This window comes from Serratia sp. UGAL515B_01 (genome assembly GCF_033095805.1).
Lineage (GTDB): Bacteria > Pseudomonadota > Gammaproteobacteria > Enterobacterales > Enterobacteriaceae > Chania.
In genome coordinates this window covers 1,002,679-1,022,712 of sequence record NZ_CP109901.1, presented here as the reverse complement: position 1 = coordinate 1,022,712, position 20,034 = coordinate 1,002,679, and the positions used below count along the sequence as shown (strand labels likewise).

Sequence of the window (20,034 nt, the reverse complement as noted above, 5' to 3'; positions counted from 1 at the left end):
AGGCTTATCATACTGGATATAAAACCAGCCTCAAGTGAATTTGTCTATTAACATACCTTAATACGTCATCAAGGCGTCGATAAAGTGTCCACAGTGCAATATTTTTATTGTCAATAGCCATGTTATCCCCAGCTACCGCTATTCATTAACGCATTGATAGCGTTCTGACGAAAAACCACTCACAGAGCTTCACCGCTTAACTACCTTGCTTGATTTTAATTAATTTGTTGATATTTAATGTTTTTAATAAAAAGATGATAATGCGGACAACGCCGATACAACCCGCGTCCGCTCTCTGTTTAAGCTGGTTTTCTAGATATAATGCACAAGGTTATCCACAGAAATAGTGGATAACTCCCACAACCCCTAGGGGGGCGGGAGTTACAGAAAAAACGCTTTTCTCTTCGAAATACCTCTGAAGCCCGTTTTTTAGTTATTTTTTACAATAATATTGCTTTGGTTATGACGATTCATACTAAAAGATCGCACCCACCCTTTTCGTTTGCTCAGGAAATAGCACAGGCTCCAATAATAGGAGCACGCGAAATGAGTATAATCTATTGTTTTTTAAATATTTATTTTTCATTAACTCAGCAGTGTCAAATCAAGATATTGCCCTAACGGCTGCAGTTCTATATTGGGCAGATATGGGATCTCTCCCAGCAAAGGCGCGGGCAGCATACGGCAAAGCGTTGTCAGATATTCCTGATGGCGTCGTCCCGGTGCGGTAACATCGTTAGCAATCCAGCCTGCCAAGGTTAATTCTGCCTGCTGGATCGCTTGGGCGGTCAGTAACGCATGGTTGATACAGCCTAACTTAATACCCACCACCAAGATCACCGGTAACCGCTCCTGTTGCACCCAATCGGCGAGTGTATGCTGCTCGGAAAGTGGCGTGAACCAGCCTCCAGCACCTTCCACCAGCAACCAGTCGGCTTGTTTTTCAAGATCACGCAAGCCAGCAGAAAGCCGTGGCAGAGAAATGGGGAGGCCCACATCTCGGCTGGCAATATGGGGTGAAGTCGGCTCAGCAAAGGTGTAAGGATTCACTAAGCTATAGTCCATCACTACTTTGCTATGGCTCAGTAAGGATAACGCATCGCTGTTGCGCAATCCCTCGCTGGTCATCTCACTGCCCGATGCCACCGGTTTGTAACCGGCACAGCGCCATCCCGCAGCGCTGGCAGCTTGTAACAGTGCGCAGCTGGCAACGGTTTTCCCCACCTCGGTATCCGTTCCGGTCACGAACCAGCGTTTAGTCACGATAAATTACCCCATAAACCAGATGATAACTGAGTGGCAATTGCCCACACAGGCTTGCATAAGCGTCCTGCAATGCGGCAAAACGCTGGCGGGAAAGCAGCCCAACCTCACGCCCCTGATGCAAATGCGTAGCACCAATCCCCTTGAGCGAACGCATCAGCGTCATAACATCTGGGTAAGTCAGCGTTTGCCATGCAGACTCAAGATGATGGCGATAATGGCGGCATGCGCTAGAGATTTTCATGAGTGGCAAAAAATCATTAACATGACGTTCACCATCCACCTGCTGCCAGGCATCCCCTAGCTCATGCAAAGTTCCTTCTGCCAGCGTAGAAAACAGGATCAATCCACCAGGGCGAGTCACACGATGCAACTCTGCCAGCGCACGGGGCAAATCACTACACCACTGCATCGCCAGGCTGCTAAAACTGATATCAACCGACGCGGTTGATAACGGGATGTGTTCTATATCCGCCAACAAATAATGATCTGCCGCCTGCTGTTGACGGGCAAATGCCAGCATGCCCGGAGCCAAATCGAGCGCGGTCACCTGCTTACCCAGCTCGCGCCAGCGACGACTGAAATAGCCAGTACCGCAACCGGCATCAAGCACTGATTTACCAGGATGATATGCCCCCCTCCCCAGTAGGTACTCCCCCACCTCACGCTGCAATACTGCGAAAGTATCATAGCTCGTTGCAGCGCGGCTAAACGCCGAAGCTACCGCTTTTTTGTTGACGTTATCAATGGCAGATGCCATGCAACACCTCCAGTAAACGGTCAATATCCTCGGACTGGTGTACCGCCGTGAGCGTAATGCGTAATCGCGCTCCGCCAGGAGGCACTGTCGGTGGGCGAATGGCACTAATCCATAGCCCTCGCTCACGCAAACGCTGCGCTAAATCAAGCGCACGTTGGTTATCCCCCACCAGTAACGGCTGAATGGCGGTATCCGAAACGGTTAACGCCAGCGGCAAGCCGGCGACACCAGCACGAAAATGCTGGATATTGTTCTGCAATCGCTCACGTAACGCATCTCCTTGCTGGATACAGCGCAATGCCGCTTGCAAAGCACAGGCTTGAGCCGGGGGCATCGAGGTGCTGTAAATAAGATGGCGGGCAAACTGCAGCAGGTATTCCGCCAACGGTTCATCACACAGTACCGCGGCCCCACTGACGCCGAACGCTTTACCAAAGGTCACCACCAGCACCTCGGGGTGAACGCCTTGCTGCCAGCAACTGCCGCGCCCTTGCTCACCGCGAACCCCTATACCATGCGCATCATCCACCATTAGCCAAGCACCGGCCTGTTGCGTTAATCGGTGCAGTTCAGCCAGCGGGGCGCTGTCCCCATCCATACTGAATACCCCTTCAGTAATTGCTAACTGCTGGCCAATACAGGTTTTTTCTAGCAATGTGGCCAATGCCTGTGGCTGGTTATGCCTAAAACGTCGCAATTGTGCCGGGGAGTGAGTAGCCGCTTCTAACAGGGAGGCATGGCTGAGTTTATCCGCCAGAATGCGATCGTCAGCCTGCATCAAGGCGGCCAGTACGGCCTGATTGGCCGCATAGCCAGAAATAAACAACAGCGCACGCGGATAACCGAGCCATTCCGCCAGCTTCTGCTCCAATTCATCATGCGCGTGACAAAAACCAGTAACGTGGCCCGATCCACCACTGCCAACACCATAACGCATCGCCCCCTGTTGCCAGGCAGCAATCACATCATCATGTTGGCCAAGCCCCAGATAGTCATTACCTGAAAAATTGAGATAATGCTGGTCGTTGAGTTGTAGATAGCGGCCACCACCCCCCATATTCGCTTGCCGTTGGCGATAAGTGGCACTTCGCTGGCGTTCTTCCAGCGCTTGCTGGATACGTTGTTGCCAGCTCATTACGGTGCCGCGTTATAAAACGCGTCAGTATCGCTATGAAGCAACCTTTCGGTCAGTATCTGTTGCTGTTGAACATCGCCTTGCTCGATCGCGGTCCGTTGAGGATTTAACCCCAGCTTGCGGAATAACTGCCGATCCTGGTCTTCCTCTGGATTTGGTGTGGTCAGTAGCTTGCAGCCATAAAAGATGGAGTTGGCCCCGGCCATAAAACACATGGCCTGAGTTTGCTCACTCATCTGCTCGCGACCTGCAGACAAACGAACATAAGATGTAGGCATCATAATTCGAGCAATCGCAATAGTGCGAATAAAGTCAAACGGGTCAACGTCGTCATTGTTAGCCAACGGCGTCCCCTTCACCTTGACCAGCATATTGATCGGCACACTTTCTGGCGGTTTGGGTAAATTGGCCAGTTGTACCAGCAACCCAGCACGATCGCGTACCGTTTCTCCCAGGCCGAGGATGCCACCGGAGCAAACCTTGATGCCTGCATTACGCACATTATCCAGCGTATTCAGTCGTTCCTGATAGCTGCGGGTAGTGATAATACTGCTGTAAAACTCAGGTGAGGTATCAAGGTTATGGTTGTAATAATCTAGCCCTGCCTCCGCCAGACGTTCAGCCTGTTCGGTATCCAACAAGCCCAAGGTCATACAGGTTTCCATCCCCATCGCTTTAACGCCCTGCACCATCTGCTGCAAATAAGGCATATCGCGCTCGTGGGGGTTTTTCCACGCGGCCCCCATGCAGAAACGGCTTGAACCTGCAGCTTTGGCCTTGCGTGCCGATTCCAGCACCTGTTCTACCTGCATCAGCCGTTCAGATCCAACGCCGGTTTTATAACGCGAGCTTTGTGGGCAGTACTTACAATCTTCCGGGCAGGCACCGGTTTTGATCGACAATAACGTGCTGATCTGTACCTGCTGCGGGTCAAAATGCTGGCGGTGAACGGTTTGTGCCTCGAACAACAACTCTAGCAAAGGTTTATCAAATAGCGTTTGAGCAAGCTCGACTGTCCAATGAATACGATCGGCCATTTACCCCATCCCTAAAGCGAAAAAAGTGTCGTCAGTGTAAATATTGCGACTATACTGTCAACCATTCTTATTATTTTTGGTTTACAATTAATGCCTCTCTCCACCTACGATCTGGAATTCGATCGTCGCCATATTTGGCATCCCTATACCTCAATGACCCACCCACTACCTTGTTATCCGGTGGTTTCAGCCAGTGGCGTTGAGCTACAGCTGGCTGACGGTCGTCTTATGATCGACGGGATGTCCTCTTGGTGGGCTGCCATCCATGGTTATAATCATCCGGTATTGAATCAGGCGGCAGCGGCACAGTTAACGAAGATGTCTCACGTTATGTTCGGGGGTATTACTCACCCTGCCGCCATTGAGTTGTGTCGCAAACTGGTAGCGATGACGCCAGAAGCATTACAGTGTGTGTTTCTGGCAGATTCAGGCTCGGTAGCGGTAGAAGTGGCATTGAAGATGGCGCTACAGTACTGGCAGTCTCGAGGGGAAAAACGGCAACGTATTCTGACCTTACGCCACGGTTATCATGGCGATACTTTCGGCGCAATGTCGGTGTGCGATCCTGATAACTCCATGCACAGCCTGTATCAGGGCTATCTCGCTCCACATCTGTTTGCTACCGCCCCTCAGTGCCGCTTTGAGGAACCCTGGAACGAACAGGATATTGCACCGTTTGTCGAACTCTTGGAGCAGCACCAAAGTGAGATTGCCGCCGTTATCCTTGAGCCAGTAGTGCAAGGTGCAGGTGGAATGCGCATCTATCACCCCAGTTATCTCAAACGCGTTCGTGAGCTGTGTGATCGCTACCAGATACTGCTGATTGCCGACGAGATCGCCACCGGATTTGGCCGCACCGGTAAACTGTTCGCCTGCGAACACGCCGAGGTTGTGCCGGATATTCTTTGCCTGGGTAAAGCCCTGACCGGGGGTTATATGACGCTTTCTGCCACGCTGACAACGCGGCATGTCGCTGAGACTATCAGTGACGGCGCTGCCGGTTGTTTTATGCACGGCCCCACCTTTATGGCTAACCCACTAGCCTGTGCGGTAGCCTGCGCCAGCCTGACATTACTGGCAGAAAATCACTGGCAACAGCAGGTCACCACGATTGAGGCGCAGCTCAAACAACAGTTGTTGCCTCTGGCAACATTACCCAGTGTGGCAGATATCCGTGTGTTAGGCGCGATTGGCGTAGTAGAAATGCACCAACCGGTGGATGTAGCCATGCTACAACGTAGATTTGTCGAGCGTGGCGTATGGATACGGCCATTCGGTAAACTGATTTACCTGATGCCTCCTTATATCATTTCATCAGAACAACTCTCACGTCTGACTGCTGCCGTTGCCGATGCCATTGAATGAAGTAGGCAGATCGTCACCAATCTGCCTACCTCATGTAGGAACGTAATACTGACATCAATTGTTCCACGTCCTGCTCGCGCTGCTGCGGCGTGGCATTTTCCACCACCAGATGTTCCCGCACATGACCTTCCAGCACCTGCACCATCAAACCATTTACTGCGCCGCGCACCGCTGCTATCTGTTGCAAAATGGCAGAGCAATCGTTGCCATGTTCCAGTGACCTTTCCAAAGCTTCCGCTTGGCCTTTGATACGTCGCACGCGAGCCAGTAGTTTCTTTTTATCTTTTACCGTGTGGGTCATAATCAGCATCCGATTGTCATCTAGTATACTGGGGTATAGTATATTTTACTTCAACAGTATTCACAGGAAATTGATAATCATGACTTCCTCAGCACATATTTTCCACTATGAACATAGTCATGCCTTTGATGAAGGTAACCCATTGGCCGAGAAAAATACACGGTGGGCAGTCCTACTCACCGCAAGCATGATGATCATCGAGATCATGGGGGGATGGTGGTTTAACTCCATGGCACTGTTGGCCGATGGCTGGCATATGAGTTCCCATGCGCTGGCTCTCGGCTTATCGGTACTGGCCTATGGCGCAGCACGCAAATTTGCCCAGGATCGACGCTTCAGTCTGGGTACCTGGAAAATAGAGATCCTAGCCGGTTATACCAGTGCAGTACTGCTAGCATTGATAGCCGTATTGATGTTATTCCAGTCAGCAGAACGTCTGCTCAACCCCAGCCCCATTCATTATGACGAAGCTATTTCCATCGGTGCCGTGGGGTTACTGGTCAATCTACTTTGTGCTTGGCTACTGCGTGGAGGGCATCATCACGATCATGGCCACCATCACGATGGGCACACACACTCCCACGGTGAACACCAGGATCTCAACCTCCGCTCGGCCTATATTCATGTAATGGCTGACGCAGCGACCTCTGTGCTGGCTATTATCGCCCTGTTTGCTGGCAAACTATGGGGGGCCAGTTGGCTTGATCCGTTAATGGGGATCGCCGGCGCGATTATGGTTGCCCTCTGGTCTTATAGCCTGATGCGTGATACCGGCAAGATCCTGTTGGATGCAGAAATGGATACGCCTGTCGTTGAAGAGATCAAAGAAGTCCTGGCGCAATCAGGATCCACAATGACCATCACCGATCTGCATCTTGGGCAAATTGGTAAGGGGAAATTTCACTGTGTAATAGCATTACGCAGCACAGACCCATTGCTCACAGCCCAGCGGGTAAGGCAGTTGCTGAGTATTCATCGGGAATTGGTGCATATTACCGTAGAAATCAACCGTCCTTCTCTATCGGGCTTGTATTTCTCTAGCAAAACGAACTAGGCTGGGCCTGTTACTTTAGACAACAAGGAGTCATTATGGCTTTTCGTTTGTACAGCAACGATCTGCAAGATGGTGCAAAAATGCCGGAACGGCAGGTATTCAACGGCATGGGTTATCAAGGGGATAATCTTTCCCCTCATCTGGCCTGGGATGGCGTGCCTGAAGGCACCAAGAGTTTCGCCATAACGGTTTACGATCCCGATGCCCCTACTGGCTCAGGCTGGTGGCACTGGGTCGTTGCCAATATCCCGGCAGATATACGCGAACTGCCTCAGGGAGCGGGTTCCGGCAAGCCGGGATTGCCAGCGGGTGCAGTGCAGACCCGTACCGACTTCGGCAAAGCCGGTTACGGTGGCGCAGCACCTCCACAGGGTGAAAGCCACCGCTACCACTTCACGGTTCACGCATTAGATGTAGAGAGTATTCCTGTGGATGCAGAGGCCAGCGGCGCGATGGTCGGTTTCAATATCCACTTCCATAGCCTGGGCAGTACAACCCTGACCGTAACATACCGCTAAAATTGTGGGGCGGAGCACTTCGCCCTGATTTTTATCGCTCTCCACTGATGACATCAGGATACGGCTAATCAATCTACCAAAAGCGGATCTGGGTACGGCACCCGGAGAGGTAAAGCAGCCCACCGGCTTCTTGAATAACAACGTGTACAATCCACTTTCCCCATGCTCTTTGCTTGGTTATAGTCAATAAGGGCGTCTTAACGCCGTCGACTCTGGTTGCTATTTTATCGAGGCATCTCTATAGCGAAGTGATCGAAACCTATGAAGAGCCCGTAAGCACTAACACTGAAGGAAGGCCGTTAATGCAATACCACCGAATTCCCCACAGTTCTTTGGAAGTGAGCGTTCTGGGATTGGGCACCATGACCTTTGGCGAACAAAACAGCGAAGCCGATGCCCACGCACAACTGGATTATGCATTGGCCGCTGGCGTCAACCTGATCGATACCGCAGAAATGTACCCCGTGCCACCTCGCCCAGAAACACAAGGGTTGACAGAGCAATACATTGGCAGTTGGATCAAGGCACGCGGAAACCGGGACAAAATCGTGCTAGCGAGCAAGGTGAGCGGACCAATAAGGGGAAGTGATAACCTCATTCGCCCACAACAGGCACTGGATCGCAAGAATATTCGTGACGCATTAGATACCAGCCTGAAACGACTGAATACTGATTATCTTGATCTTTACCAATTACATTGGCCACAACGTTCAACCAATTGCTTTGGTAAGTTGAACTATCAGTATACCGATGAAAAGGCCACCATTCCGCTACTGGAAACATTGGAAGCACTGACCGAGCAGGTACGAGCTGGTAAAATCCGCTACATCGGTGTTTCTAACGAAACCCCATGGGGTGTGATGCGCTACCTGCAACTGGCGGAAAAACATGAACTTCCGCGCATCGTGTCAATCCAGAATCCCTACAGTTTGCTGAACCGCAGTTTTGAAATCGGCCTTGCCGAGATCAGCCAGCATGAAGGAGTGGAACTGTTGGCCTATTCCAGTCTGGCGTTCGGTACACTGTCGGGTAAATACCTGAACGGTGCCAAACCCGCTGGCGCGCGTAATACCCTGTTCAGCCGCTTCACCCGTTACACATCCAAGCAGAGCCAGTTGGCGATAGCCGAATACGTAGCATTAGCGAAAAAGCACAATCTCGATCCCTGCCAGATGGCGCTGGCTTTTGTTCGGCAACAGCCGTTCGTTGCCAGCACACTGCTGGGAGCCACAACCTTGGAACAGTTGAAAACCAACATCGACAGTTTTAACGTAGTGCTCGGCGCAGAGGTGTTGCAGGCACTGGAAGAAATTCATACCCGTTTCACCATTCCCGCACCGTAAATGCCATCGGGCGCTGCATACAGCGCCCGATATTTCAAGCTTTAGCGCGTTGGGATAGCCACAACGCGGCGATAGCCATGGCAAATATCACGCCAAAACCTATGCCCAAACCGATCACCGGCACGCTTAATTTAACCGCTAGGGAATATAAGCTCAGCATCAGCAGCATGGCCGTGTTCTCGCCCAAATTCTGCACGGCAATCGCATTACCGGCTCCAACAGAATGTTTACCACGCTCTTGCAGTAGTGCATTCAATGGCACAACGAAGAACCCACCGAGCATACCAATCAATAAGAGTACACCATACGCATTTAGCATACTGGTTTGTAAGGCAAAAAACGCCACAGCAACGCCAATCAGTATTCCGGCAGGCATACAACGTCTCACCGTTTCCAACGTCACAAAACGTGCAGCTGCCCCCGCCCCCAGGACGATACCAAGGGCCACCATTGCATTAAGTAACGTTGGCGTAGCGTTATCGGTAATGCCCAGCGCCACAGGCACCCACAGCACTAATAAAAAACGTAGCGTGACTCCAGCCCCCCAGAACAGGCTAGTACCAATCAGCGAGAAGCGTGTCTGGCCATCACGCCACAGCAGAATACAAGCGTTGAAAAAACTACGCCCCATCTCGCGTGGCCGCCATGAAGATACCTTGCGGGCTACAGGCAAACGCGGGATATACAGGTTGGCAACCACCGCGCCCGCATATACCAATGCGCAAACCGCTAAAGCCGCGACAATCTGCCAGTCTGCCAGCAGGCCGCCCGCAACCGAGCCGAGAAGGATCGCCGCAATGGTAGACGCTTCCATTAAACCGTTAGCCTTGACCAGTTTTTCACCACTGGTGATTTCCCCCAAAATACCGTATTTCGCAGGAGAATAAGCGGCGGCGCCGATACCTACCAGGCTATAACCGAAGAATGGGTTAAGCCCAAAACAGATCACCAATGCTCCGGCAAGCTTGAGTCCGTTGGCCACCATCATTACCCGCCCCTTGGAAAAGCTGTCCGCTATCTGCCCGACAAAGGGAGCCAAGATAATATAGGTCGCCACAAAGGCCATCTGCAGCACCGGCTGACTCCAGTCGGGGTACGTTTGCTGTTTGATCAATGCCAATGTGGCAAACAGTAACGCATTGTCACCAAATGCCGAGAGAAATTGGGCGCAGATCACCGCGATCATAGTGCGTGACAGCAGAGGAGGATCCGTCGCATTCATTAAGTGCTCTCCGGCTGTTCAGCCATTTGACGTAAAGCAACGAAATCAGGTTTACCACTGCCAAGGAGCGGTAGCGCTTTGACCAGCCGAATATCGCGAGGTACTGCCAACTCAGGGCTACCCTGTTCACGCGCCACTCGTAGCAGAGCTTCGCGGGTAATGCTGGCATCGCTGGTGAACAAGACTAACGCTTCACCTCTATTACTGTCGCCCTTCACCGTTGCTGCATGCATCCCTTCAGGTGCCAAAAACTGTGCCAGTAGCTCCACGCTTTCCAGCGAGACCATCTCCCCTGCCAACTTGGCAAAGCGTTTCACTCGGCCACGGATGGTGCAGTAACCCTGTTCGTCAAAGGAAACAATATCCCCCGTGTCATACCAACCCGCCTGCAGTGTTCCATTTTCATCTTCAGCAGCCGGTAATTCCAATTGTCCCGGTCTTTCCACACGCAAATAGCCCTTCATGATATTCGGGCCTTTCAACTGCAGGCGGCCAGCGTTAGCAATGCCTGGTACCGTTATCAATCGTGCTTCCATCCCCGGCATGATCCGCCCAACGGTGCCAACTTTCGCAGCCAGTGGAACGTTAATCGAGACCACCGGGGCACATTCTGTTACTCCATAACCTTCCAGAATACGGATACCGTATTTGTCCTGATAGGTCTGTTTGGTGCTCTCGGCCAGCTTTTCCGCTCCGGCAACCACATAACGAAGGCGCGCAAAATCATAAGGCTGGGCAAAGCGGGCATAGTTATTGAGAAAGGTGGCGGTACCAAACAACACAGTACAGTTACGGTCATACACCAGTTCAGGAACGATGCGGTAATGCAGTGGACTTGGGTAAAGGAAAACACGGCTACCGGTCATCAAAGGCGTAATCAACCCCACCGTCAGACCGAAAGAGTGGAATAAGGGTAAAGCGGACATAAAGCGATCGCGCGGTGTAAAGTCAGCAATGGTGCGGATCTGCTCCACATTCGCCAGCAAACTGGCATGGGAATGAACCACGCCTTTCGGCGCGCCTTCCGAACCGGACGTAAACAGGATCAGAGCTGCATCCTCAGGCTGTTGAGCTACCATCGCCCGTTCTGGCTGAAACAGGTGACGCAGGATCCATAGTTTGTCCTGCAAGGTAACGGTATCCTTGAGATCCTCCAGATACACCCAGTTAGCTTGCGTAACCTGCTCCGGCAGGTGGGTGAGCTTGCCTTTTTCAAGAAACTGACGTGAAGTCACGATGGTCTTAATGGTCGCTGCAGTTATTGCAGCCTTAAGCCCATTTGCACCAGCGGTATAATTGAGCATTGCAGGGATACGACCACTCAATGAGGCACCAAAAATAGCGGCAACGGTAATAGTGGCATTGGGCAACAGCATACCAACATGCTCACCCTGTGCGGTAAAACGCTGCAGAATACGGCTGACGCCTAACGCTTTCTTGAGCAGCACTTGGTAGCTGTCTTCCTTGAATGTAATATCTTCAATACAAGGTTTAAAACGACCGTAGCGGCGTTGTGCAGCCAATAATGCACTGAATAGGGTTTGCGGTTTAAGGCTCTCCATGCGCGCATACATCATGATCTGGTGCAGCCGATCGCCTGCCAGCATACGGCGCTCTCGGGCTCTTGGTGCATCAGGCATCGCCAGATGGGTGGCGGGCAGGATGGTGATAGTGATTGGTGGGAAAGCGCGGATTTTAAACACCCCGGCCATACGGCCAAACGGGCTAAACTCAGGGCCATCAATGCGGATCGGTACAATTGCCGCGCCAGATTTAGCTGCCACAAACGCTGCACCATCATAGATCTTCATCAGTGAGCCGGTCACCGTAATTCGCCCTTCCGGAAAGACGACCACTGGCTGCCCTTGTTCAACCAAACGCACCAAATGCTTGATGGCCATTGGCTTGGTCGGATCTAAAAAAACAAAATCAATATACGGTTTCAGCCAACGTATGAACCAGCGCTCTGAAATGCTGGAATAAACGGCGAAAACCGGTTTTATCGGCAAAAATAGCGCCAACAGCACGCCATCAATGAAAGAGACGTGATTAGGGGTAATCAACAGTTTCTGTTGTTCAAAATGCTGGGTATCACCTTCAAGACGTACACGGAACAACAAACGCATCAGGGCACGTAACGCAGAAAATATCATCCCACTCTCCCTCGGGCTTAATAGTCTCTTTTATTGTGGAGGGAAGGATACTATATGACAGGCAAAAAAAAACCTACGCTTCCGCGTAGGTTGGTGCAAGTGAAAATAGTTCAACATACAGAGTATGCTGATTTCTCACCAATCAATACCTCTGGGACTCTCAATGTACCTTGCAACACTAAATACATACCAGCGGCTAATCGCAACAGTCAGGCGCAAAGTGTAACCAGCGGTGTGGAACTTCTTTTTCTGAAATAAGCGCTTTCCGTTAACAACATAATTAGAGTTGCAGGAAGGCGGCAACGCAACGAATCCCTAGGAGCTTACTCAAGTAAGTGACTGGGGTGAATGAGGAAAGCCAACACACATGCAACTTGAGGTATGAGGAGTATAAAACGCTAATAACACCCCATAAAAAGAATAGTGCTCTAGGCTGTGTCCCTTAACTTTACGCGAGCGCCGCTGGCGGTCATTTGCGCGCAGAGCAAGGCGTGAGCCGCGAGGTTGGGTAGACCCAATAAGCGGCGAACAACGCAGCAATGCACGCCAATGGCATCAGCCCGTAGGGCCGCGCCCCAAAAGCCCATTCTCTGTGTTGTCGGGCTTGAACAGAGGGCCACTCTGCTCTTCACCCTCCGCCTTGATAACAGGCTTTTGGGTCTGCGACGGCACCACGGACAGTTAAGGGACACAGCCTAGGTAAGTGGGAATATCTGCAACCGCTACCACAACTTATGCCTTAATCCCCTTGCAGCGCCTAATTTTTTACGCAAGACTGAGGAATGTAAGCGATTACCCAGGAAGTGTTGATAAATATGGCCACGATTAAGGATGTTGCCAGGCTAGCAGATGTTTCTGTAGCCACGGTATCCCGCGTAATAAATAATTCGCCTAAAGCCAGCAAAAGTTCACGCGCTGCGGTTCTGGCAGCGATGGAGGCGTTGCAGTATCACCCCAATGCCAACGCCAGAGCGTTAGCACAGCAATCCAGCGAAACCGTTGGCCTGATTGTGTCCGATGTTTCCGATCCCTTCTTCGGTGCCATGGTAAAAGCGGTGGAACAAGTGGCTTACGCCACCCGCAACTTTCTGCTGATTGGCAACGGTTATCACGATGCAGAAAAAGAGCACCAGGCGATTGAGCAACTGGTCCGCCACCGCTGTGCGGCGCTGGTGGTACATGCCAAGAAAATGACCGATGATGAATTGATCGTCTGGATGCGCCAGATCCCAGGGATGGTCCTAATTAATCGAACACTGTCAGGGTTTGAGAACCGTTGCGTTGCTCTTGATGATCGTTACGGTGCCTGGCTGGCAACGCGTCATTTGATCCAGCAGGGTCACCAACGTATCGCAATCATCTGCTCAACCCACCAGATTTCAGACGCAGCCGACCGGTTGCAAGGTTATCGGGACGCTCTTCAGGAACAAGGTATCCCGGTGGATGAGAAACTGATCGCCTATGGCGAACCGGATGAAATTGGTGGTGAGCAGGCCATGACAGAACTGTTGGGGCTTGGTAAAAACTTCACCGCCATCACCTGCTATAACGATTCGATGGCCGCGGGTGCGCTTTCAGTACTGAGTGACAACAGCGTTGATGTGCCGGGCCAGATGTCACTGATTGGTTTTGATGATGTGCTGATTTCACGCTATTTACGCCCACGTCTGACAACGATCCGTTACCCGATCGTCACAATGGCAAAGCAGGCAGCAGAGTTGGCATTAGCGCTGGCAAACAACCAGTCGCTACCAGAAATCACCAATATGTTCAGCCCAACGCTGGTACGCCGACACTCAGTAGCCAGTATCAATAACATCTTCGAGCAGAATTAACCCTGATTTATCCCCATCGCTCTTCAAGATGCAAAGGTGTTGGCTGCCTTCAACTCCCCCCAGGCGGTGTCCCTTTTGAAAATAACGTTGGGATAAACAGTTAAAGAGAGCGATGATAAAGACGCACCGGGCGATCTGGGTAGTCCAACGCGTCACCGATGTGGTTCCAGCCATGGCGCTCGTAATAACCAGCAAACTCCGCATACAGATACAGTTCCTTAAACCCGGCACGACGGCTGTGATCCTGTACATACTGCTGCATTTGCAATGCCAGCCCGCTACCACGGTGACTCTCTTCAACGTAAAGTGCCGCTAGCCAAGGTGTTAAGTCTTGACGGCTAATCAGATCACAGCGCCAAAGACCCACGGTGGCTACCGGTTTATCGCCCTGCAATGCAATAAATGTAATCGGTAAACCCTCTTGCCTGAGACTAATTGCCACTATACTGGCAAAAAATGCTCGGCTGTTATCACAGCCAAATGCCTGCCATTGCCAGTCAATGACCTGTTGCTGATGCTGCGGGTAATCCGCTAACTTAACGATACGAATCACTCTGTTTTCCTCTTCAAACGCCCCCAACTCAGTGCACAGCATAAGGGAATATTGGCCGATTCTACCCAATACTACTTGTGACAGATACTCTTAAACCATCAACGTTTACGACACAACCAACATAATCACTGGGCACAACCTGATCTAACCCTATGCTAAACTAGGCCTTATTGCCGCAGCGGACGTAAAAAGGGGTTAACCACTAATGATCACCATGTTGGATGTATCCATTCGCGCTGGGGTATCCAAAGCCACGGTTTCGCGCGTTTTAAATGGCACCGGACAGGTAAAAAAGAGCACGCGCGATGCCGTTTTTAAAGCTATGGACGAACTGGGTTACCGGCCAAATTTTCTCGCTCAGTCACTGGCCAATAAAAGCTCCAACAGTATCGGCCTAGTCGTCTCTAATTTCGACGGGCCTTATTTTGGTCGCTTGTTGCGGCAGGCTGCTAAGATGATCGAAGCCAGCGGAAAACACCTGATCGTCACTGATGGTCACGATACACCAGAAGATGAATTACAAGCCGTACAGCTTCTGGCCGATCGTCGTTGTGATGCCATTATTCTGTATACACGCTTCATGAGTGAAAATACGCTCATGACGTTGCTGGAAAGTCTAGCTGCGCCACTCATGGTGATTAATCGCGAGCTCCCTAAAGCCCGTGAGCGCTGTGTGTTCTTTGAACAACAACATGCCGCATTTAATGCCGTTAATTACCTGATCGGTCAGGGGCACCGTGACATAGCCTGCATCACTGGCCCGATTGCAACACCGACCGCTCGGGCAAGATTGGCTGGATACCGTCAGGCACTGGAACATCATCAGATTGCCTTTAATGGCGCGCTAGTCACCAATGGGGACAGTAGCGTGGCGGGGGGATACCAGAGTTGTAAAATCTTGTTGGCAACCGGTAAACCGTTCAGCGCACTGTTTGCCAGCAACGACGATATGGCGATTGGTGCAATGAAAGCCCTCTTCCAGGCCGGTATGCGCCTTCCGCAGGATGTCTCTCTGTTTGGTTTTGACGATGAGCCCAGCGCCACCTATCTGCAACCCGCCTTGTCCACCGTTTATTTGCCAATCGATGCCATGATAGAAACCGCCATCACGCAGGCGTTCCGCCTGATAAATGGGGAAACGGTGCAACCGCTTCCCTCCTTTACCGGTGAATTAAAGCTGCGTGAGTCGGTGGCCCCTGGCCCATACGCCGATTGAGTTCATAGCCCGGAAGCTCGCTTAAACCAATTCCAGCCCAATCAACTCTTCAATCGTTTGCCGACGACGAATCAGACGAGGTTCACCGTTTTCAAACAACACTTCCGGCAACAACGGACGGCTGTTGTAGTTGGAGGACATCGAAGCACCATAGGCACCGGTGTCATGGAATACCAGATAATCGCCAACCCGCGCTTGCGGCAACGAGCGGGTTTCAACGCCACCGCCAGCCTGCTGAGTGAAAACATCGCCAGACTCGCACAACGGCCCGGCAATCACGGTCTCATACAGCGGTTGATGTTCTAAGTTGCGTCCATCGGCAGGTAACAACGAGATATGATGGTAACTGCCGTACATCGCTGGACGCATCAGATCGTTGAAACCGGCATCGACCAACACAAAATGACGGCTCCCCATGTCTTTTACCGATCGCACTTCGGCTACCAATACCCCTGCTTCCGCGACCAAGAAACGTCCAGGTTCGATTTCCAGTTTTATCGGATGGCCCAAATGCGCAGCAATCCGCTCACGCGCATGGTTCCATAAACCATAATAATGCCCGGTATTGATCGCTTCTTCTCCTTGCTGATAAGGAATAGAAAGCCCCCCACCGGCAGAGATCGCACTAATATCCTGCCCAAGTGTTATCACCTGTTGCACCATGGCATCGCATACACGCTCCAGATGCTGATAATCCACGCCGGAACCAATGTGCATATGTAGACCAATCAGCTTAAGCCCATATTGCTGTACCTTGGCCAGCGCTTGTGGTAAATCGGCATACCAGATGCCGTGCTTGCTGTTTTCACCACCAGTATTGGTTTTCTGACTGTGCCCATGGCCAAAACCAGGGTTGATCCGCAGCCACACCGGATGACCAGACGAAGCTTGCCCAAGTTGCTCCAACATATCGATGGAACCTGCGTTTACCGGGATTTTCAATTCGCTAACGCGAGCCAGAGTGGTGTGATCCAACACGTCAGCGGTAAAAACAATATCTTCTCCACCTGGCTCAAAACCCGCTTTCAACGCACGTTCGATCTCACCCAACGATACCGAGTCTACCTTCACGCCCTGTTCACGCATCAAGCGTAAAATATGAATATTCGAACAGGCTTTCTGGGCAAAACGGATCACGTCAAAGTGACGCAACTGCGCGATCTGCTGGCTGATAATATCCGCATCATAAGCCCAGACAGGGCAACCAAAACGCTGTGGCAATGCCCGCAGATTAGCGGTGTTCAAAGCAGTAGATGTGTCATTCAAAGCGCGTGGCATGGGTTTGTTTCCATAAAAAGATTTCCCATTATCATGCCGTCTAAAGCTCTGCGTGAAAAATATCTATTTCGCCATAGTCTATTCATTTATGATATAGCATTCTCCGCCAGAGGCGTTCTACCATGCATGGCATTACCCTACGCCAGATTGAGATCTTTCACGCAGTGATGACGACCGGCAATCTCACCGAAGCGGCAGCGTTGCTGCAAACGTCACAACCCACCGTCAGCCGCGAACTGTCGCGATTTGAAAAAATGATCCAATTACAACTGTTTGATCGCCTGCGTGGTCGTCTTTATCCAACGGTTCAAGGCCTGCGATTATTTGAGGAAGTACAACGCTCTTACTATGGTCTGGAACGTATTAAAAACGCCGCTGCAGGTATCCGCCAGTTCGAACAGGCACAACTCTCCATCGCTTGCTTACCGGTGTTTTCACAATCTCTGTTACCTGCCGTATGTAAGCCTTTTGTTGATCGTTATCCCGAAGTGAGCTTCAGCGTGATCCCACAGGAATCACCGTTGTTGGAAGAGTGGTTGTCGGCACAGCGTCATGATTTGGGCCTGACAGAAAATACCCTGACGCCAGCGGGAACTGAACGAATGACGCTGATGACCTTAAATGAGGTATGCGTTCTACCAGCTGGGCATCGCCTGTTGGCAAAAAGAGAGTTAGTGCCACAGGACTTCTACAAGGAAAACTTTATCAGCCTGTCTAGCACTGACAATTACCGCCAATTGCTGGATGCGCTGTTTAATGAACAGGGAATTGAACGCAGGATGGTACTGGAGACACACAGCGCAGCCTCCGTCTGTGCCATGGTCAATGAAGGGGTAGGCATCTCAATTATCAACCCGCTAACAGCCGTGGATTACGCCCGTCATGGCATCCACCTCAGACCATTCAGCATAAATGTGCCCTTTACGGTCAGCCTGATCCGTCCGTTGCACCGCCCTTCCTCGGCGCTGGTGACCACTTTTGTGCAGCACCTGCAGCAACAGGCGGAAAAGTTTCCGGCTCGCTTAGCCTCAGTGATGCAGCGCTAGGCTGTATCACTCGCAACCTTATTTCACCGCAGTGTGGCTTGCCAATCGGGATCGGTCGCAAACCACGTTACCAAAAAGTCCAGCATAGTACGTAACGTGGCTGGCATTTGACGACGCGACGTGTAAATACCGTAAATGCCCATCACTTGTGGTGTATAACCGGGAAGTAACTCTATCAAATCCCCCTTAGCCAGCGCCGGGGCCGCTGAAAAATAAGGTTGTAGAGAAATTCCCGCCCCCTTCAACGTCCCTGCCAGCAACACCACCGACTCATTAGCGCTGAGATTACCACTGACCGCCACGGCCGACTTCGTCCCACGACAATCAAAATGCCACAGGCTTTTACCAAAGTAGGAATAGGTCAAGCAGTTATGTACCGCCAAATCCTCTGGATGTCGTGGAGTACCGCAAGCGGCTAAATACGCTGGTGACGCACAAACCACGGAAGCACAAGTGGAAAGTTGCCTTGCAATCAGATTAGGGTCCAGATCATTGGTAATACGCAGTGCCAGATCGATGCGCTCTTCTACTAGATTTACCGCGCGATTGTTCATTTGCAGATCCACTACAACCTGAGGATAGCGCTTCAGATACTGAGCCACAGCGCCGACCAACGCCGTTTGGCCGAGTGATTGCGAACAGGAAATGCGCAACAAGCCACGTAAAACATCGCCTTGTGCGCTTTCAACTAGATCGATTTCCCCCGCCACAGCTAACATTTGTCGGCAACGCTCCAGCGTACGTTCACCAGCATCGGTCAGGCTCAGTTTGCGCGTAGTACGATGCAACAAGCGCGCTCCAGCCCACTGTTCCATTTTCGCCAGGTAGCGGGTAACCATAGCTCGCGACATCTCCATCGCATCTGCCGCCGCAATCATGCTACCGCGATCGACAATGGTGACAAAAACTTCAGCAGCGGTAATTCTATCCACAATTTGCTCGATCTATGCAACTAACCATTGCCTATTTTCCGATTTTTCTTTCAATTTATGCAACGTAATATTCTACCAACGACAACAAAAACCCAAGGAAACTTACACATGACCAACAAGTCATTAACTAACCTTGCTTTTACCAGCATCATGACTCTCTGCACCGTCGCCAATGCGGCTGACACACTGACTCTGGAAGTGTATAACCCCGGTGAGAAAAGCATATTCCCGGTTTCATCGGAGATCATCAGCGGTAAGCACGAAGTAGCGTTGATAGATGCTCAATTCCAGCACAATGACGCAGAAGAGCTGGTAAAAAAAATCAAAGCCACCGGCAAAAAACTGACGACGGTTTATATCAGCCACTCGGACCCAGATTTCTACTTCGGCCTTGATGTTATTAGCGCCGCATTCCCACAAGCAAAAATCATCGCATCACCAAGCACCATCAAACAGATCAATGCCACCAAGGCAGGTAAAATTGCCTATTGGGGGCCAATTTTAAAAGAGAATGCCCCCCAACAGATTATCGTTCCGCAACCATTACAAGGCAGCAGCTTTACCATTGATGGCCAACAAGTTGAAGTTAAAGGTCTGAACGGCCCAACGCCAGGGCGCACTTATCTGTGGATCCCAGCACTGAAAGCCGTGGTGGGTGGAGTCTCCGTAGCCGGTGACAATATCCACCCGTGGCTTGCCGACAATCAGACCCCTGAGTCCCGCGCTCACTGGCGACAAACCTTGGAAAATATCCAGACACTGCAACCACAGGTGGTTGTCCCCGGTCATTTCCTGCCTGGAGCACCGCAAACGCTAGAGTCAGTGACATTCACCCTAAACTACCTGACTACTCTGGAAAACGAGTTGTCAAAAACCAACAATGCCACTGAGCTGATCGCTGCCATGAAACGCCATTATCCGCATATAAAAAACGATTCAAGTCTGGAATTAAGTGCCAAGGTGCTAAAAGGCGAAATGAAATGGCCACAGTAAATTAGGTCGCTTCACCCAATTGCTTTCGAG

18 protein-coding genes are annotated in these 20,034 nt (G+C 51.2%); 8 read left to right on the top strand and 10 right to left on the bottom strand.

Features of this window, described 5'->3' with window-relative positions:
* Nucleotides 1-585: 585 nt before the first annotated feature.
* From bioD to bioB, 4 genes are read right to left on the bottom strand one after another with little or no spacing between them, the layout of a single operon-like run.
* The gene (bioD, locus tag OK023_RS04800; RefSeq protein ID WP_317695372.1) at nucleotides 586-1,263 is read right to left on the bottom strand and encodes a dethiobiotin synthase; all 678 of its coding nucleotides are present in this window, start codon (nucleotides 1,261-1,263) and stop codon (nucleotides 586-588) included.
* Nucleotides 1,256-2,023, bottom strand: a complete 768-nt coding sequence (bioC, locus tag OK023_RS04795) for a malonyl-ACP O-methyltransferase BioC (RefSeq protein WP_317695370.1) — start codon at nucleotides 2,021-2,023, stop codon at nucleotides 1,256-1,258. Before bioC ends, bioD begins: the two co-directional genes overlap by 8 nt.
* Nucleotides 2,007-3,158 (bottom strand): 8-amino-7-oxononanoate synthase, encoded by a 1,152-nt coding sequence (gene bioF, locus OK023_RS04790; RefSeq protein WP_317695368.1) that lies wholly within the window; start codon nucleotides 3,156-3,158, stop codon nucleotides 2,007-2,009. Before bioF ends, bioC begins: the two co-directional genes overlap by 17 nt.
* A complete protein-coding gene (bioB, locus tag OK023_RS04785) occupies nucleotides 3,158-4,195 on the bottom strand; it encodes a biotin synthase BioB (protein WP_317695366.1) in 1,038 nt (345 codons plus the stop codon). The genes bioF and bioB overlap by 1 nt, the downstream gene beginning before the upstream one ends.
* A 90-nt stretch (nucleotides 4,196-4,285) precedes the next feature.
* On the opposite strand from bioB, the gene bioA reads away from it, so the two are divergent.
* Nucleotides 4,286-5,560 (top strand): adenosylmethionine--8-amino-7-oxononanoate transaminase, encoded by a 1,275-nt coding sequence (gene bioA / locus OK023_RS04780; protein ID WP_317695364.1) that lies wholly within the window; start codon nucleotides 4,286-4,288, stop codon nucleotides 5,558-5,560.
* A gap of 25 nt (nucleotides 5,561-5,585) precedes the next feature.
* Here the strand turns inward: bioA and OK023_RS04775 are convergent, their stop codons facing one another.
* Nucleotides 5,586-5,861: a metal/formaldehyde-sensitive transcriptional repressor gene (locus tag OK023_RS04775; RefSeq protein WP_317697493.1), complete on the bottom strand. Its 276-nt coding sequence runs from the start codon at nucleotides 5,859-5,861 to the stop codon at nucleotides 5,586-5,588.
* A 79-nt stretch (nucleotides 5,862-5,940) separates the two neighbouring features.
* Between OK023_RS04775 and dmeF the strand changes: the two genes are divergently transcribed.
* The 3 genes from dmeF to OK023_RS04760 all read left to right on the top strand — a co-directional run bounded on the left by dmeF (nucleotide 5,941) and on the right by OK023_RS04760 (nucleotide 8,776).
* Entirely contained in the window at nucleotides 5,941-6,915 is a 975-nt protein-coding gene (gene dmeF, locus OK023_RS04770; protein ID WP_317695362.1) for a CDF family Co(II)/Ni(II) efflux transporter DmeF, read from the top strand.
* 35 nt (nucleotides 6,916-6,950) lie between these two features.
* Nucleotides 6,951-7,433, top strand: a complete 483-nt coding sequence (locus tag OK023_RS04765; protein WP_317695360.1) for a kinase inhibitor — start codon at nucleotides 6,951-6,953, stop codon at nucleotides 7,431-7,433.
* Between the two features lie 302 nt (nucleotides 7,434-7,735).
* On the top strand, nucleotides 7,736-8,776 hold the full coding sequence (locus OK023_RS04760; RefSeq protein ID WP_317695357.1) for an NADP(H)-dependent aldo-keto reductase: 1,041 nt from the start codon (nucleotides 7,736-7,738) through the stop codon (nucleotides 8,774-8,776).
* Between the two features lie 34 nt (nucleotides 8,777-8,810).
* Here OK023_RS04760 and lplT read toward each other — a convergent pair whose 3' ends face one another.
* Both lplT and aas read right to left on the bottom strand, forming a co-directional pair.
* The gene (lplT, locus tag OK023_RS04755; RefSeq protein ID WP_317695356.1) at nucleotides 8,811-9,998 is read right to left on the bottom strand and encodes a lysophospholipid transporter LplT; all 1,188 of its coding nucleotides are present in this window, start codon (nucleotides 9,996-9,998) and stop codon (nucleotides 8,811-8,813) included.
* Nucleotides 9,998-12,151 carry a bifunctional acyl-ACP--phospholipid O-acyltransferase/long-chain-fatty-acid--ACP ligase gene (gene aas / locus OK023_RS04750; protein WP_317695354.1) on the bottom strand — a complete coding sequence of 718 codons (2,154 nt, stop codon included), beginning with the start codon at nucleotides 12,149-12,151 and terminating at the stop codon, nucleotides 9,998-10,000. The genes lplT and aas overlap by 1 nt, the downstream gene beginning before the upstream one ends.
* An 815-nt stretch (nucleotides 12,152-12,966) precedes the next feature.
* Here aas and galR point away from each other — a divergent pair.
* Complete coding sequence (galR, locus tag OK023_RS04745; protein WP_317695352.1) at nucleotides 12,967-13,986, top strand: HTH-type transcriptional regulator GalR; 1,020 nt, start codon at nucleotides 12,967-12,969, stop codon at nucleotides 13,984-13,986.
* A 100-nt stretch (nucleotides 13,987-14,086) separates the two neighbouring features.
* On the opposite strand, the gene OK023_RS04740 is transcribed toward galR, so the two are convergent.
* Nucleotides 14,087-14,539 (bottom strand): GNAT family N-acetyltransferase, encoded by a 453-nt coding sequence (locus tag OK023_RS04740; RefSeq protein WP_317695350.1) that lies wholly within the window; start codon nucleotides 14,537-14,539, stop codon nucleotides 14,087-14,089.
* A gap of 205 nt (nucleotides 14,540-14,744) precedes the next feature.
* On the opposite strand from OK023_RS04740, the gene OK023_RS04735 reads away from it, so the two are divergent.
* Nucleotides 14,745-15,755: a LacI family DNA-binding transcriptional regulator gene (locus tag OK023_RS04735; protein ID WP_317695348.1), complete on the top strand. Its 1,011-nt coding sequence runs from the start codon at nucleotides 14,745-14,747 to the stop codon at nucleotides 15,753-15,755.
* Nucleotides 15,756-15,776: 21 nt separating this feature from the next.
* On the opposite strand, the gene lysA is transcribed toward OK023_RS04735, so the two are convergent.
* Nucleotides 15,777-17,033: a diaminopimelate decarboxylase gene (gene lysA, locus OK023_RS04730; RefSeq protein WP_317695345.1), complete on the bottom strand. Its 1,257-nt coding sequence runs from the start codon at nucleotides 17,031-17,033 to the stop codon at nucleotides 15,777-15,779.
* 122 nt (nucleotides 17,034-17,155) lie between these two features.
* Here lysA and OK023_RS04725 point away from each other — a divergent pair, with 122 nt between their 5' ends.
* On the top strand, nucleotides 17,156-18,079 hold the full coding sequence (locus OK023_RS04725; RefSeq protein WP_317695342.1) for a LysR family transcriptional regulator: 924 nt from the start codon (nucleotides 17,156-17,158) through the stop codon (nucleotides 18,077-18,079).
* A 23-nt stretch (nucleotides 18,080-18,102) separates the two neighbouring features.
* Here OK023_RS04725 and OK023_RS04720 read toward each other — a convergent pair whose 3' ends face one another.
* Nucleotides 18,103-19,011: a LysR family transcriptional regulator gene (locus tag OK023_RS04720; protein WP_317695340.1), complete on the bottom strand. Its 909-nt coding sequence runs from the start codon at nucleotides 19,009-19,011 to the stop codon at nucleotides 18,103-18,105.
* A gap of 108 nt (nucleotides 19,012-19,119) precedes the next feature.
* Here OK023_RS04720 and OK023_RS04715 point away from each other — a divergent pair, with 108 nt between their 5' ends.
* Nucleotides 19,120-20,004, top strand: a complete 885-nt coding sequence (locus OK023_RS04715) for an MBL fold metallo-hydrolase (RefSeq protein WP_317695337.1) — start codon at nucleotides 19,120-19,122, stop codon at nucleotides 20,002-20,004.
* Nucleotides 20,005-20,034: the final 30 nt, after the last annotated feature.